The following is a 14,889-nucleotide window of genomic DNA, read 5'->3' on the forward strand; positions in this document are numbered from 1 at the left end:
TAATATATAAGCCTCTAAATTGATAATTCAATTTTAGAGGCTTTATTTATTCCATATGTAATTCAGTATTTAACTGATAATTATCTCAAGCAGAGGGAGTTTTGAGCAAGGATATATCCTTTGCTATATGCGCAAAGTAACCTTTATTTATTATCTATTAACTGAGATAACTTTTTAGTAAATTCATGTGCAGAATCATAGCCCATTCCTCTTTGTCTATAATTCATAGCTGCAACCTCTAAAACCATTGCTGTATTTCTACCTGGCTTTACAGGTACCACAAGTTTTTCTGTACTTACACCTAATATTTGCTCATATTCTTTATCTAATCCTAGTCTATCATAATATTTATTTTCATCCCAACCTTCTAGATGGATTACCAAATCTATCATTTTAGATGTTTTAGTAGCGCCTACTCCATATAAGCTTTTAACATCTATTATACCCAGACCTCTTATTTCCATAAAGTGTCTTAATACTTCTGGAGCTTGTCCTACTAAAAGACTATCATCTAATTTTTTAATTTCTACAGCATCATCAGCTACAAGTCTATGACCTCTTTGGATTAACTCTAAAGCAGTCTCAGATTTACCTATACTACTCTCACCTTTTATAAGAACTCCAATCCCATATATATCAACTAATACTCCATGTATTGTTGTACGAGGAGCTAACTTATCATCTAAGTAATTTGATAATCTATTTATAAGTCTTGTTGTATTTCTCTTTGTACTTACGACGATTCTATCATATTTCTTTGCAAATTCTATAACATCAGGTTTTACTTCTAAGTCTCTCGATACAATAAGAACAGGAATTTCATGAGAAAAGAATTTATCTAAAACATCTCTTCTAGTTGCATCGTCTATATATCCAAAATAATTGTACTCTGTCTTACCTACTATTTGTATTCTCTCATATGCAAAATCTTCAAAATACCCAGCAAATTGTAGCCCTGGTCTATTTATATCTTGTGAATATACATAGTAATCTTTATTTTTTGGCATATGTACTATTTTTAAATCTAGATCTTTTACTATATCCCTTATTGATACTTTTTCAACTGATTCCATAATTTACTTTAACATCCCTTTCTAAAATAATTATATACACTTTCACTAGATGTCTTATTCATACCTTCTACTTCTAATAACTCTTCAAAGGTTGCTTTTTTTATAGCTTCTATATCCTTAAAATGATTTAATAGTGCCTTTTTTCTTTTTTCCCCTATACCTTGTATATCATCTAATTCAGATTTTGTCAAAGATTTGTTCCTAAGGCTTCTATGATAAGATATAGCATAGTTATGTACTTCTTCTTGAATACTTGCGACAAATCTATACAAATTAGAAGTTCTATCTAGCTCTATCTCCTTTTCCTGGGAAATAAGTCCCTTTGTTCTATGTTTATCATCTTTATACATTCCCCATAGAGGTATTTCTACATTATACTTATTTAAAACCTTTTTTACAGCACTAACCTGACCTTTTCCTCCATCTAATAACATTAAATCTGGGAAATCACCATATTTTAATCTTCTTTCAACTATCTCAGCCATAGAATCATAATCATTAGGACCTATGACAGTTTTGATTTTATACCTTCTATACTCCTTTTTATCTTTTTTACCATTTGTAAATACAACCATAGATCCAATAGAGTCTACCCCTTGAATATTTGATATATCAAATGATTCTATCCTTTTTGGTATATTATCTAGATTTAATATTTGCTTTAACTCTTCTAATGCACCTATACTCTTTTCATATTTTCTTTTATTCATATCAGAAAATTTCTCCAGGTATTCTATTGCATTTTTTCTTACCATTTCAATTAAACTTTTCTTTTCTCCTTTTTGAGGTACTCTTATAGTTACCTTTTGACCTTTTTTAGATGATAGCCATTCTGATAATATAAAGCTATCTTCTATTTCATCCTCTATTATTATTTCCTTAGGTACATATTCTTGTTCCATATAAAATTGCTTAACAAATGATCCTAATATTGATTCTCTTGTGCTATCCATAACTCCTTCTAGTATAAAATGTTCTCTTCCTACTATTTTTCCATTTCTTACAAAGAAAACTTGAACACAAGCTTCATCATGTGCTCTTGCCATTGCAATAACATCTTGATTTAAGTCTGATGTAGATGTATCTATTTTTTGTTTTTCCATCATATCTTCTAAACTCTTTATCTTATCCCTATATATTGCAGCTTCTTCAAAATTAAAGTCCATCGCACATTTATTCATTTTTTCTTTTAATATATCAATTAACTTTTCTTCTTTTCCAGATAGAAATAGGATTATTTCTTCTATCATTTTATTGTACTCTTCTTTAGTAACATTACCTGTACATGGCCCTACACATCTTTTTATATGTAAATTTAAACAAGGCCTCATATTAGTTTTTATAGCTCTTTCTATGTCTATGTTACAAGTTCTTATTGGATATATATTTTTTATTATATCTAATGTATCATTAACTGCCGTGGTATTAGTATATGGACCAAAATATTTAGCTTTATCTTTTATAACTTTTCTAACTTTTAATACTCTTGGGAAATCTTCGTTAGTAGTAACTTTTATATATGGGTAAGTTTTATCATCTCGTAGTAAAACATTATATTTAGGCTTATATTTTTTTATTAAGTTACATTCTAATATCAATGCTTCTAATTCTGAGTCTGTAATTATATATTCAAATTTATCAATATTTTTTACCATAGATTTTACTTTAGATGAATGATTTTTTGAAGATTGAAAGTATTGTCTAACTCTATTTTTTAGTATTTTTGCTTTCCCTACATATATTATATTATCAAATTTATCTTTCATTAGATAAACACCAGGCTCTGCTGGTAGTTGTTTTAAGTGTTCCTGTATGTCAAACAATTATTTTACCTCCAATATTATAGTTATATCTTAATTATACCCATAATTATCTATAATTTATAAAATATAATTTTAGAAAATCTAAAAAAGAGATACATCAAATCTAAATATTATATTTGACGTATCTCCTCTATTTATTTATTATTTATGATTTCCACCATTTATTTGTAACATAAATATACTTGCTACTTCTCTAGTTTTTAATTCTTTACTATCTTTATATTTATCAACATAATCAGAACTTAATATAGCTCTATCTATTTGACCATCTTCATATAAGCTAACTTCTGCACCTGTATCTTTAACAACTTTAGTATTTATTTTATTTAATTTAACATTAGCTGCATCCCAATAGTTAGGGTTCTTTTCCATTGTAAATTGATCTTCCATCTTCCAACTAGTTAAAGTGAATGGTCCATTATATAATTGCTTATCTGCAGCTGAACCATATGCATCTCCACAAGATTCAACAAACGCTTGGTTTTGTGGGAAGAATACTTGGAATGACACTAATTCTGCGAAATATGCAACTGGTCTATTTAATTTAACTTCTAAAGTATAATCGTCTAAAGCTTTAACACCTACCCCATCAACTCCATTTTCTTGTATTTCCTTTGTGCTAGAGCCAACTATATCAGCCATTATATATGAATATTCAGCAGCTGTTTCAGGAGTTAAAGTTCTCTTCCAAGAATACTCAAAGTCATGTGCTGTTACAGGTGTTCCATTTGACCAAGTTGAGTTCTTTCTTAATTTGAAAGTCCAAGTTAATCCATCTTCTGAAGTTTCCCAACTTTCAGCTACCCCAGGTTGAACTTTTCCCTCTGCATCTACTCTAGTTAAACCTTCCATAGTTGTATTAGCTGTTTGAAAAGATTGTTGATCTGTTGCTTTACTTAAATCTAAAGTTGGTATATCTGATGATGTTGCCAAGTTTAGTACTTTATCATCCTTATCTACATCCGCATAAGTGTATGTATAATCAGCACCCCAAGAGTTATTTACTATTCCTGATACATAATCTTTTTCTAAGTATGCAGATGCCTTTTGATATATAGGTGCTAAATATCCATCTTCAAGCATTAACTTTTCTGCTTCTGCATATTTAGCATAACCTTCTGTTATTGGAAGCTTCATAGCTTCTTCTATTAATTTATTATATTCTTCACTGTTATATCCAACTTGGTTAGAAAATTGATTTCCAGTTTGCATTGTTGATAGATATGTTAATGGATCTGGATAATCTGCTCCCCATCCAGAGAATGCCAAATCAAATTCCCCATTAGTTTCCCTTTCTAATTTTTGTTTAAATGGTAAATTAGAAACTTTTACAGTTAAGCCTTCTAAGTCACTTAATTCTGACTGTATATATTCTCCTGTCCTCTTACCTGTATCATGATCATATGTTAATAATTCCATTTCAACAGTATCAAACCCTACTTCTTCTTTAGCCTTTTCCCAAAGTTCTTTAGCTTGTTCTTCATTATACTCATAACCCATACCTTCAGTTAAATCTGTATAATCTTTTCCGTTGTCAAATGCTAACCCCTTTGGTGTAAATGTAGATGTTGGTATTGAACCATTATTTAATATAACATCACAATAAGCTTGCTTATCTATTATCATAGATATAGCCGCTCTTGCATTTTTATTGGCAAGTACTTCTGCTGCAGTTGCAGTTCCTCCACCATTACTTCCTCCATTTGAGTTCTCCCCTGAACTACTACATCCAGCAAGTAAACTTGTGCTTAATAATGCAACTGTTGCCATTACTGTTAATTTTCTTCTTAAAAACATAACAAAACTCCCCCTCTTAATCGATTTTATATTTCTAAAATATTTATTTAAAATTAATTATATAACACTACTTCAAAAAAATCATTTGTTTTTTTAAATTTTCTGAATTTTTTCTCACATATAAAAAATTTTTATTAAATTATTTATTTTTTATTGAAAATACTAATATATACTATTACAATAATTTAATAAACTCGTTTTAAAGGGGGAAAGAAAATTGAAGAATTTTTCAATGCTACTTGCAATTGATTTACTAATTAGTTTTTTTTATGATATAATATCAAAAAATTCTAATAATTTCGCATTCATAAATTGTGCTTTTATTATAGGAATGTTCTATTTTCTAGCAGGTTCCTTATGTTATGTGTGGGAAAAAGGGTTTTTTAATATAACTTTGTTTTCATTTAAGAAAATAAATAATGAAATACAAAAAAGAAAGGGTTTATTAACAGACGACGACAATGTTACTTTGGAGGATTACGTATATAGAAAAAATAAATTTTTCTTAACTAGTAACTTGTTAAGCTGTGGTGGGTTTATATCAAGTTTGTGTATTATGATAAGTTTTTTATACATATAAATAAATTAAAAAAGGGGGGGGATAGCGTGTTTCGCTATATAATGAAACGTATTGGTTATATGTTTATAACTTTATTTATTGTCATCTCAGTAGTATTCTTTTTAGTTAGACTTCTTCCAGGTACGCCATTTAATGAAGAAAAATTAAATGCAGAGCAAATCGCTCAACTTCAAGCTCAATATGGATTAGATGATCCAGTTCCTGTTCAATATGTAAGATATTTAACTGGAGTATTTCAAGGTAAATTAGGTATTTCATTTAAACAAGCAGGTCAAACTGTCGAAGGTATTATAAAACTTCGTATAGGACCATCTGCTATGCTTGGAACTCAAGCTTTAGTATTAGGTTCTGTAGTTGGGCTTATATTGGGTATAGTCGCCGCACTTAATAGAAATTCAATTTGGGACTATTTATGTACTATATTATGTGTACTAGGTGTATCAGTTCCATCATTCGTAGTTGCTGCAACATTACAGTTATACTTAGGAGCTAAATTTCGTCTTTTCCCAATAACATGGGGTGTTCCATTAGGTTCTGATTTCAGATATATATGGACAATCTTACCATCAATAGCATTATCATTCTTTACAATTGCAAATGTTGCTCGTTTTACTAGAACTGAGTTAGTTGAAGTTTTAAATTCAGAATACATAATTACAGCTAAGGCAAAAGGTTTATCTAAATCTACAGTAATATTAAAGCATGCTCTTAGAAATGCTTTAATACCTGTTATAACAGTTTTAGGTCCATTAGCTGCAGGTCTTCTTACAGGTTCGCTAGTTGTAGAAAAAGTTTTTGCCGTTCCTGGTATAGGTGATTTATTGGTTAACGCAATAAATACTAATGACTTATTTATAATTTCAGGTGTAGCTATAATCTATAGTGCATTCTATATAACAGTTATATTGATTGTAGATGTACTTTATGGAGTTATAGACCCTAGAATACGTTTAGCAGGAGGTAATTAAGATGATTGATAAAGTTATGATTGATGGTCAGCAAGTTGAGTTAACTAAAGATATGTTTGAAATGGCTCCTGCAAATTTTGGAGATAATGAAGCTATATCTAGACCAAGTTTAACTTTCTGGCAAGATGCAAGAAAAAGATTATTTAAAAATCCTGGTGCTGTTACTGGATTAGTAATATTATGTTGTATTATTTTAATGGCAATATTTGCACCTATGTTTTCTAAATTTGATTATAAAACTCAAAATATAAGACATACAAAAGTTCCACCAAAAATGCCTATAGTCTCTTCTCTAGGTATTATGGATGGTAAAAACTCAGATGGTGTTGATGTATATAAAGAAAAAGGAATTGAAGAAACTTATTTATTTGGTACTGATGCTCTAGGTCGTGATATATGGACTCGTACTTGGACTGGTGCAAGAGTTTCTTTATTTATAGCTTTACTTGCTGCTGTATTTGATCTTCTAATAGGGGTTACATATGGTGGTGTATCTGCTTACTATGGCGGTAGAGTCGATATTATCATGCAGCGTATTATAGAAATAATTTCAGGTGTACCAAGCCTTGTTGTTGTTACACTGTTTATAATGGTGTTTGAGCCTGGTATCATGTCTATATCTATGGCTATGGCAGTATCTGGCTGGACTGGAATGGCTAGAATTGTACGTTCTCATGTATTAAAACTTAAAAATCAAGAATTCGTTTTAGCTTCAAAAACTTTAGGTTCTTCTGATGTTAGACTTATACTAAAGCATCTTTTCCCTAATATTATTGGAAACATAGTTGTTGCAATAATGTTCTCATTACCTAGCGCAATATTCTATGAAGCATTCTTAAGTTTTATAGGTTTAGGTCTTCAACCACCTTATGCATCTCTTGGTGTTCTTATAAATGAAGGATTCCAGGCATTACAAAACTATCCATATATGATGTTTATACCATCTATTGTAGTTTGTTTATTAATATTCAGCTTAAACTTACTAGCAGATGGTCTAAGAGATGCTGTTGACCCTAAAATGCGTAATCAATAATAAGTAAGGGGGAGAGTTTATTGGAAAAATTACTAGAAGTAAAAAATTTATGTGTTAATTTTGGTACTTACGGTGGAGAAGTTAAAGCTGTAAGAGGAGTTACATTCGATTTACATAAAGGAGAAACATTAGCTATAGTTGGTGAATCAGGTTCTGGTAAATCTGTTGCTTGTAAAACTATAATGAGAATCCTTTCATCAAACGGCTATATAAAAGACGGTCAAATTTTATTTGACGGTAAAGATTTAACTAAAATAAGCGAAAAAGACATGGAAAAAGTTAGAGGTAAAGATATTGCAATGATATTTCAAGATCCTATGACTTCTCTAAATCCTACTATGACTATAGGTAAACAAATAATGGAACCTATTATAAAGCATCAAGGATTTAGTAAAGAAGATGCTAGAAAAAGAGCAATAGAGCTTATTGAATTAGTTGGAATATCTGATGCAGAAAAAAGATTTAAGCAATATCCTCATCAATTTTCTGGTGGTATGAGACAACGTATTGTAATAGCTATATCTTTAGCTTGTAATCCTAAAGTTCTAATTGCTGATGAGCCGACTACTGCTCTTGATGTTACAATACAAGCTCAAATATTAGAGCTTATAAAAGATTTGCAAGAAAAAACTGGTGTAGCAGTTATATTCATAACTCATGACCTTGGAGTCGTTGCTAATATGGCAGATAGAGTTGCAGTTATGTATGCTGGAAAAATCATAGAATACGGAACTTCTGATGATATATTCTATGACCCTAAACATCCTTATACTTGGGGACTTTTAGGCTCAATGCCTACATTAGATATCGGAGATAATGATTTATATAATATACCTGGAACCCCTCCAGACTTAATGGATCCTCCTAAAGGAGATGCATTTGCGCTTCGTAGTGCATATGCAATGAAAATAGACCATTTAGCCGAACCTCCTATGTTTAAAGTTAGTGATACTCACTATGCTGCTACATGGCTTTTACATCCATTAGCTCCAAAGATTGAAAGACCTGTAAATGTAGGAAGAAAGAAGGTGAATATAAATGAGTAGAAAAATTTTATTAGAAGTTAAAAATTTAAAACAATACTTCCCTTTAGGAAGAAAAAGTGTTGTAAAAGCAGTAGATGATGTATCTTTTCATATATATGAAGGTGAAACATTTGGTTTAGTTGGTGAATCAGGTTCAGGTAAATCCACTACTGGAAGAACTATAATCCGTTTATATGACCCAACTGGTGGAGAAGTTATATTTGATGATAAAGTAATATCTAACAAAAAACTTCCTAAAGACGATAAAGTATATGTTAATAAACATATGCAAATGATATTCCAAGACCCAATGGCATGTTTAAATCCACGTATGACTGTTATGGATATAATAGCTGAGGGCTTAGATATACATGGTCTATGTAAAAGTAAAGAAGAAAGAACTCAAAGAGTCTATGAGTTATTAAGAACTGTTGGGCTTAATGAACAACATGCTAATAGATATCCACATGAATTCTCTGGAGGTCAAAGACAACGTATTGGTATTGCACGTGCATTAGCTGTTGAGCCAAAGTTTATAATTGCCGATGAGCCGATTTCAGCGCTTGATGTTTCTATACAAGCTCAAGTTGTTAATCTTCTTAGAAAACTACAAAAAGAAAATGGTCTTACATACTTATTTATAGCACATGACCTTTCAATGGTTAAATATATAAGCGATAGAATAGGTGTTATGCATAAAGGTAAATTAGTTGAGTTAGCATCTTCAGATGATTTATATGAAAATCCACTTCATCCTTATACTAAATCACTTTTATCAGCTATACCTCTTCCTGACCCTGATTATGAGAAAACTAGAGAACGTATAAAGTATGACCCTAGCATTCACGACTATGCTACTGAAAGTCCTGAATGGGTTGAAATAAGACCTGGCCACTTTATATATGGCTCTAAATCAGAATTAGCTAATTATGAAAAAGAGTTAAGTGCTAAAGAATCAAATGCTTAATGTATATAAATAAAAAGCCATATCTAATTAGTAGATATGGCTTTTTGAATTTATTCAAAATATTTCTTTAAGAACTTTCCTGTATAAGAACCTTCAACCTTAGAAACTTCTTCTGGAGTTCCAGTAGCAACTATCTTACCACCTTTATCTCCACCCTCTGGACCTAAATCAATTATATAGTCACAAGTCTTTATTACATCTAAGTTATGTTCTATAACTACTATACTATTTCCTGTATCAGCTAATTTTTGAAGAACTTGAATTAACTTATCTACATCAGCCATATGAAGACCTGTAGTTGGTTCATCTAGTATATATAAAGTCTTTCCTGTTGGTCTTTTACTAAGCTCTGTAGCTAGCTTTATTCTTTGAGCTTCTCCTCCTGATAATTGAGTTGATGGTTGTCCTAACTTAATATATGAAAGTCCAACATCCATTAATGTTTCTAATTTTCTCTTTATATTAGGTATGTTTTCAAAGAACTTAAGAGCTTCTTCTACATTCATATCTAATACATCAGCTATAGTCTTATCTTTATATTTAACTTGTAAAGTTTCTCTATTATATCTTTCTCCTTTACACACCTCACAAGGTACATAAACATCTGGCAAGAAGTGCATTTCTATTTTTATTATACCATCACCTTTACAAGCTTCACATCTACCACCTTTTATATTAAAGCTGAATCTACCTTTTTGATATCCTCTAGCTTTTGCTTCATTAGTTGATGCAAATAAATCCCTTATCATATCGAATACACCAGTATAAGTCGCTGGATTTGAACGAGGAGTTCTTCCTATTGGACTTTGGTCAATATTAATTATTTTATCTATATTCTCGATTCCTTTTATTTCTTTATGCTTTCCTGGTCTATCTCTAAGCTTATTTATTTTACTTGCTATCCCTTTATATAATATATCATTTATTAATGTACTTTTTCCTGAACCTGATACTCCAGTTATACAAGTAAATTTACCTAGAGGGAATTTTACATTTATATTTTTTAGGTTATTTTCATTAGCTTTAACTATTTCTATAAAGTTTCCATTTCCTTCTCTAGTTATCTCTGGTATTTGTATTTCTTTTTTACCACTTAAATACTGACCTGTTATAGAATTTGGATTATCTAGTATTTCATCTAAAGTTCCTTGAGCAACTATTTGTCCTCCATGAACTCCCGCACCTGGCCCAATATCAACTATATAATCACATTCTCTCATTGTATCTTCATCATGTTCTACAACTATAAGAGTATTCCCAATATCAGTTAAATGTCTTAATGTCTTTATAAGTCTATCATTATCTCTTTGATGAAGACCTATACTTGGTTCATCAAGTACATATAAAACTCCAACAAGAGCTGAACCAATTTGAGTGGCAAGTCTTATACGTTGAGCTTCTCCTCCTGATAATGTTCCTGCCTTTCTTGATAAGTTTAAGTAATCTAAACCAACATCTCTTAGGAAAATTGCTCTTCCTCTTATTTCTTTTAATATTTCATGTGCTATAAACTTTTGTTTTTCACTTAAGTTTATATTTTCTATATATTCTACAAGCTCGTTAACAGAAAAATCTGTAACCTCCATTATATTTTTTCCATCAACTAAGACTGATAATACTTCTTTTTTAAGCCTTGCTCCCTTACACTTTGGACATGGAGTTTCAGCCATATATTCTTCAATTTTATCTCTAGAGTATTCTGAGTTTGTCTCTCTATATCTTCTTTCTAGATTTGGTATAACACCTTCAAAATAAGCTTGATATTCTCTTCTACCACCATATTTTGATTCATATATAAATTGCACCATAACATTATTAGTTCCATAAAGTAACTCATGTACAAATTCTTCAGGTAAATCCTTTACTGGAGTTTCTATTGATACACCAAAATGATTTGCTAAACTTTGAACCATTTTACTATAATATGTATCATCATTTACTCCTACTGAACCCCATGCTGCTATTGCACCTTGTTTTATAGATAGGTCTTTGTTTGGTATTACTAAATCAGGATCAACCTCTTTACTTTCACCAAGTCCATTACAAGTCTCACAAGCTCCAAATGGGGCATTGAACGAGAACATTCTTGGAGATAATTCTTCTATTCCTACTCCATGCTCTGGACATGCAAATTTAGTTGAATAAAGTATTTCTTCTCCATCTATTATTTGAGCTATAACAAGCCCATCAGATAATTTTACTGCAGTTTCTATAGAATCTGTAAGTCTAGACTCTATACCATCTTTTATTACTATTCTATCTACAACAACTTCTATATTATGCTTTTTGTTTTTACTTAAATCTATCTCATCAGTAACTTCGTAATTTTCTCCATTTACTCTTATTCTGACGAAGCCCTCTTTTTTAATATTTTCAATTAGTTTTTTATGAGTACCTTTTTGTCCTCTAACTACTGGCGATAATATTTGTAACTTCGTTCTTTCAGGAAACTCCATCATCTTGTCTACGATTTCTTGTATAGTCATTTGACTTATTTTAGCTCCACATACAGAACAGTGTACTTCTCCTACTCTAGCAAATAGTAGCCTTAAGTAATCATAAATCTCTGTAACAGTCCCCACCGTTGAACGTGGATTTTTAGATGTAGTTTTTTGGTCTATAGATATAGCTGGAGATAATCCTTCTATATATTCCACATTAGGTTTCTCCATTTGTCCTAAAAATTGTCTAGCATATGCAGATAGACTTTCTACATATCTTCTTTGTCCTTCTGCATATATAGTATCAAATGCTAATGATGACTTACCAGAACCTGATAATCCGGTAAATACTATAAATTTATTTCTTGGAAGTTCTAAGTCTACGTTTTTTAGGTTATGCTCTTTTGCACCTTTTATTATGATTTTATCTTCCATTTAACCATTTATCCTTTCCTCTAGTTGTTTTATTTTATCTCTAAGCTCTGCTGCTCTCTCAAATTGTAGATTTTGTGCAGCTTCCATCATTTCAGCTTGCAGTGCAGCTATATTTTCTTTGATTTCTTCTACATTATCTGTCTCTTTAATTCCGTAAATAGTTTCTTCATCCGCTACTACAGTAGCTTCTATAGCATCTCTTACTTTTTTCTTAATAGTTGTAGGTGTTATATCATGCTCTTCATTATATAACATTTGTATTTCTCTTCTTCTCTTTGTCTCCGCTATAGCACTTTCCATCGATCTAGTTATCTTATCTGCATACATTATAACCTTACCTTCTGAGTTTCTTGCTGCTCTACCTATTGTTTGTATTAAAGATGTCTCAGAACGTAAAAATCCTTCTTTATCTGCATCAAGTATTGCAACTAATGAAACCTCTGGTATGTCTAGACCTTCTCTAAGTAAGTTTATACCAACTAGTACATCAAACTTTCCAAGTCTTAAATCTCTTATTATTTCTACTCTTTCTAAAGTATCTATATCTGAATGTAAATACTTAACCTTAATTCCTATTTCTTTTAAATAGTTAGTTAAGTCTTCACTCATCTTTTTAGTAAGAGTAGTTATTAAAACTCTTTCATCTTTTTCTATTACCTTATTTATCTCAACTACTAAATCATCTATTTGATTGTTTATAGGTCTAACCTCAACAATAGGGTCAAGTAGCCCTGTTGGTCTTATTATTTGCTCTGCTATAGTCGTTGAATGCTCTAATTCATAAGATCCTGGTGTAGCTGTTACAAATAGTATTTGATTAATATTCTCTTCAAATTCATCAAAGTTTAATGGTCTATTATCATAAGCAGAAGGCAATCTAAATCCATTGTCTATAAGTGATGTTTTTCTTGATCTATCTCCTGCATACATACCTCTAACTTGAGGAACCGTTACATGTGATTCATCTACTATTATTAAATAATCATCTGGGAAAAAATCCATTAATGTATATGGCTTTTCTCCTGGTTTTCTTCCTGTTATATGTCTTGAGTAGTTTTCTATACCTTGACAGAAGCCTATTTCTTTAAGCATTTCTATATCATATTTAGTTCTTTGCTCTATTCTTTGAGCTTCTAATAGTTTATCATCATCTTTAAATGATTTTACTCTCTCCTCTAGCTCTTTTTCTATTTCAATAACAGCTTTTTCAACTCTCTCTGGCGTTGTTACATAATGAGATGCAGGGAAAATAACAACATGATTTCTAGTCCCTACAATTTTTCCCGTTACATAATCTATCTCAGTTATTCTATCTATTTCATCACCAAAAAATTCAATTCTTATAGCTCTTTCATCATTACTAGCTGGAAATATCTCTAATATATCTCCTCTTACTCTGAAAGTACCACGTGTAAAGTTTATATCATTTCTTTCATATTGTATTTCTATTAATTTCTTTATAATATCATCTCTATCTCTTTCCATTCCTGGTCTTAATGATAACATAAGCTTTCTATAATCCTCTGGATCCCCTAAGCCGTATATACAAGACACAGATGATATTATTATTACATCATCTCTTTCTAGTATTGCTGCAGTTGCTGAATGACGTAGTTTATCAATTTCATCATTTATGCTTGCATCTTTTTCTATATATGTATCACTATGAGCAACATATGCTTCTGGTTGATAATAATCATAGTAACTTACAAAATATTCAACTGCATTATTTGGAAAAAATTCCTTAAACTCACTATAAAGTTGAGCTGCTAAGGTTTTGTTATGAGCAAGTATTAAAGTTGGCATTTTTACCTCTTGTATTATATTTGCCATTGTAAATGTTTTTCCTGATCCTGTAACACCTAATAATGTTGAATATTTTTCATTATTATTTATAGCACTTACTATAGATTTTATAGCTTCTGGCTGATCTCCCGTAGGTTTAAAATCTGACTTTAATTCAAAATCCAAATATATCACTCCTTCATCCGAACACTATTCCAATAAATGTAATTATATCATAAAATATATTCTACTTATATTATCCTCAATATTTTTTAATTCTTTATCTATATAAATGTTTTTACATATTTTACCCAATATACGTTACTTTGAACCTTATTATATTTTTTTATTAATAATATAAATTTGAACATAAAATTAAAGACCTCTATAAAATAGAGGTCTTTTAAATGGGGGAGATTGAGTAATTTATTATTAAGTTTTACAATATAATTATTTCCAATCCCATGAATTATATACATTAATTTATAAAAAAATTCCCTTCACTTAAACCTGATATAAATGAATCATTTTATTTTGCTAATTGTATATTCTTATTCCCATTACGGGTACATGCATTAATCAAAACAATTATAAGATTACAAGTTATACACATACAATATTATAAGATAAAATAAAAAAAGACTACGTGGCTACGTGCTACTCTCCCAGGCGGTCGCCCACCAAGTACCATTGCCGCTAAAGAGCTTAACTTCTGTGTTCGGTATGGGAACAGGTGTATCCTCTTTGCTATAATAACCACATAATCTTATTTAAATTGGAGCGGGTGAAGGGGATCGAACCCTCACAGCCGGCTTGGAAGGCCGGAACTCTACCATTGAGCTACACCCGCATAAGTTTTAGAGTTAGTACTCTGAAAACTGCATATCATTTAAGATTTATCATTTTAATCTTGGTCAAGTCCTCGACCTATTAGTATCGATAAGCTAAATACATTACTGCAC

The 14,889-nt window shown here is 30.6% G+C and carries 10 protein-coding genes, 1 tRNA gene and 1 rRNA gene; 5 read left to right on the top strand and 7 right to left on the bottom strand.

The features are described 5' to 3' along the window. Positions 1–143: 143 nt before the first annotated feature. From hprK to Q5F54_RS00860, 3 genes are all read right to left on the bottom strand, one after another. Positions 144–1,073, bottom strand: a complete 930-nt coding sequence (gene hprK, locus Q5F54_RS00850; RefSeq protein ID WP_071119081.1) for an HPr(Ser) kinase/phosphatase — start codon at positions 1,071–1,073, stop codon at positions 144–146. 8 nt (positions 1,074–1,081) lie between these two features. Continuing rightward, a complete protein-coding gene (uvrC, locus tag Q5F54_RS00855; RefSeq protein ID WP_281537773.1) occupies positions 1,082–2,896 on the bottom strand; it encodes an excinuclease ABC subunit UvrC in 1,815 nt (604 codons plus the stop codon). 141 nt (positions 2,897–3,037) lie between these two features. Further along, a complete protein-coding gene (locus Q5F54_RS00860; RefSeq protein ID WP_288525524.1) occupies positions 3,038–4,693 on the bottom strand; it encodes an ABC transporter substrate-binding protein in 1,656 nt (551 codons plus the stop codon). A gap of 217 nt (positions 4,694–4,910) precedes the next feature. On the opposite strand from Q5F54_RS00860, the gene Q5F54_RS00865 reads away from it, so the two are divergent. The 5 genes from Q5F54_RS00865 to Q5F54_RS00885 are packed head-to-tail and all read left to right on the top strand — an operon-like array spanning position 4,911 to position 9,266. Continuing rightward, positions 4,911–5,273, top strand: coding sequence for a DUF3899 domain-containing protein (locus Q5F54_RS00865; RefSeq protein ID WP_302333869.1), 363 nt, complete (start codon positions 4,911–4,913; stop codon positions 5,271–5,273). A 26-nt stretch (positions 5,274–5,299) separates the two neighbouring features. Further along, positions 5,300–6,241, top strand: coding sequence for an ABC transporter permease (locus Q5F54_RS00870; RefSeq protein WP_071119077.1), 942 nt, complete (start codon positions 5,300–5,302; stop codon positions 6,239–6,241). Between the two features lies 1 nt (position 6,242). After that, positions 6,243–7,274, top strand: coding sequence for an oligopeptide ABC transporter permease (gene opp3C / locus Q5F54_RS00875; protein WP_288305699.1), 1,032 nt, complete (start codon positions 6,243–6,245; stop codon positions 7,272–7,274). A gap of 20 nt (positions 7,275–7,294) precedes the next feature. After that, the gene (locus tag Q5F54_RS00880; protein WP_277229910.1) at positions 7,295–8,320 is read left to right on the top strand and encodes an ABC transporter ATP-binding protein; all 1,026 of its coding nucleotides are present in this window, start codon (positions 7,295–7,297) and stop codon (positions 8,318–8,320) included. Next, the gene (locus Q5F54_RS00885; RefSeq protein ID WP_302333870.1) at positions 8,313–9,266 is read left to right on the top strand and encodes an ABC transporter ATP-binding protein; all 954 of its coding nucleotides are present in this window, start codon (positions 8,313–8,315) and stop codon (positions 9,264–9,266) included. Before Q5F54_RS00880 ends, Q5F54_RS00885 begins: the two co-directional genes overlap by 8 nt. A gap of 50 nt (positions 9,267–9,316) precedes the next feature. Here Q5F54_RS00885 and uvrA read toward each other — a convergent pair whose 3' ends face one another. The 4 genes from uvrA to Q5F54_RS00905 form a co-directional block, all read right to left on the bottom strand. Then, a complete protein-coding gene (gene uvrA / locus Q5F54_RS00890; protein WP_288247877.1) occupies positions 9,317–12,142 on the bottom strand; it encodes an excinuclease ABC subunit UvrA in 2,826 nt (941 codons plus the stop codon). Beyond that, positions 12,143–14,113, bottom strand: coding sequence for an excinuclease ABC subunit UvrB (gene uvrB / locus Q5F54_RS00895; RefSeq protein ID WP_302333871.1), 1,971 nt, complete (start codon positions 14,111–14,113; stop codon positions 12,143–12,145). It abuts the gene before it with no gap. Positions 14,114–14,571: 458 nt separating this feature from the next. Beyond that, positions 14,572–14,688: ribosomal RNA gene (gene rrf, locus Q5F54_RS00900) — 5S ribosomal RNA — on the bottom strand. A 15-nt stretch (positions 14,689–14,703) separates the two neighbouring features. Next, positions 14,704–14,777, bottom strand: a tRNA-Gly gene (locus Q5F54_RS00905). Positions 14,778–14,889 lie beyond the last annotated feature (112 nt).

It is taken from the genome of uncultured Romboutsia sp. (genome assembly GCF_958366745.1).
Taxonomy (GTDB): domain Bacteria; phylum Bacillota; class Clostridia; order Peptostreptococcales; family Peptostreptococcaceae; genus Romboutsia; species Romboutsia timonensis.

Excerpts from the sequence above, each read along its gene's own strand:
- Q5F54_RS00860 (WP_288525524.1), bottom strand. The coding sequence starts at position 4,693 with ATGTTTTTAAGAAGAAAATTAACAGTAATGGCAACAGTTGCATTATTA.
- Q5F54_RS00885 (WP_302333870.1), top strand. The coding sequence starts at position 8,313 with ATGAGTAGAAAAATTTTATTAGAAGTTAAAAATTTAAAACAATACTTC.
- hprK (WP_071119081.1), bottom strand. The coding sequence starts at position 1,073 with ATGGAATCAGTTGAAAAAGTATCAATAAGGGATATAGTAAAAGATCTA.
- opp3C (WP_288305699.1), top strand. The coding sequence starts at position 6,243 with ATGATTGATAAAGTTATGATTGATGGTCAGCAAGTTGAGTTAACTAAA.
- uvrA (WP_288247877.1), bottom strand. The coding sequence starts at position 12,142 with ATGGAAGATAAAATCATAATAAAAGGTGCAAAAGAGCATAACCTAAAA.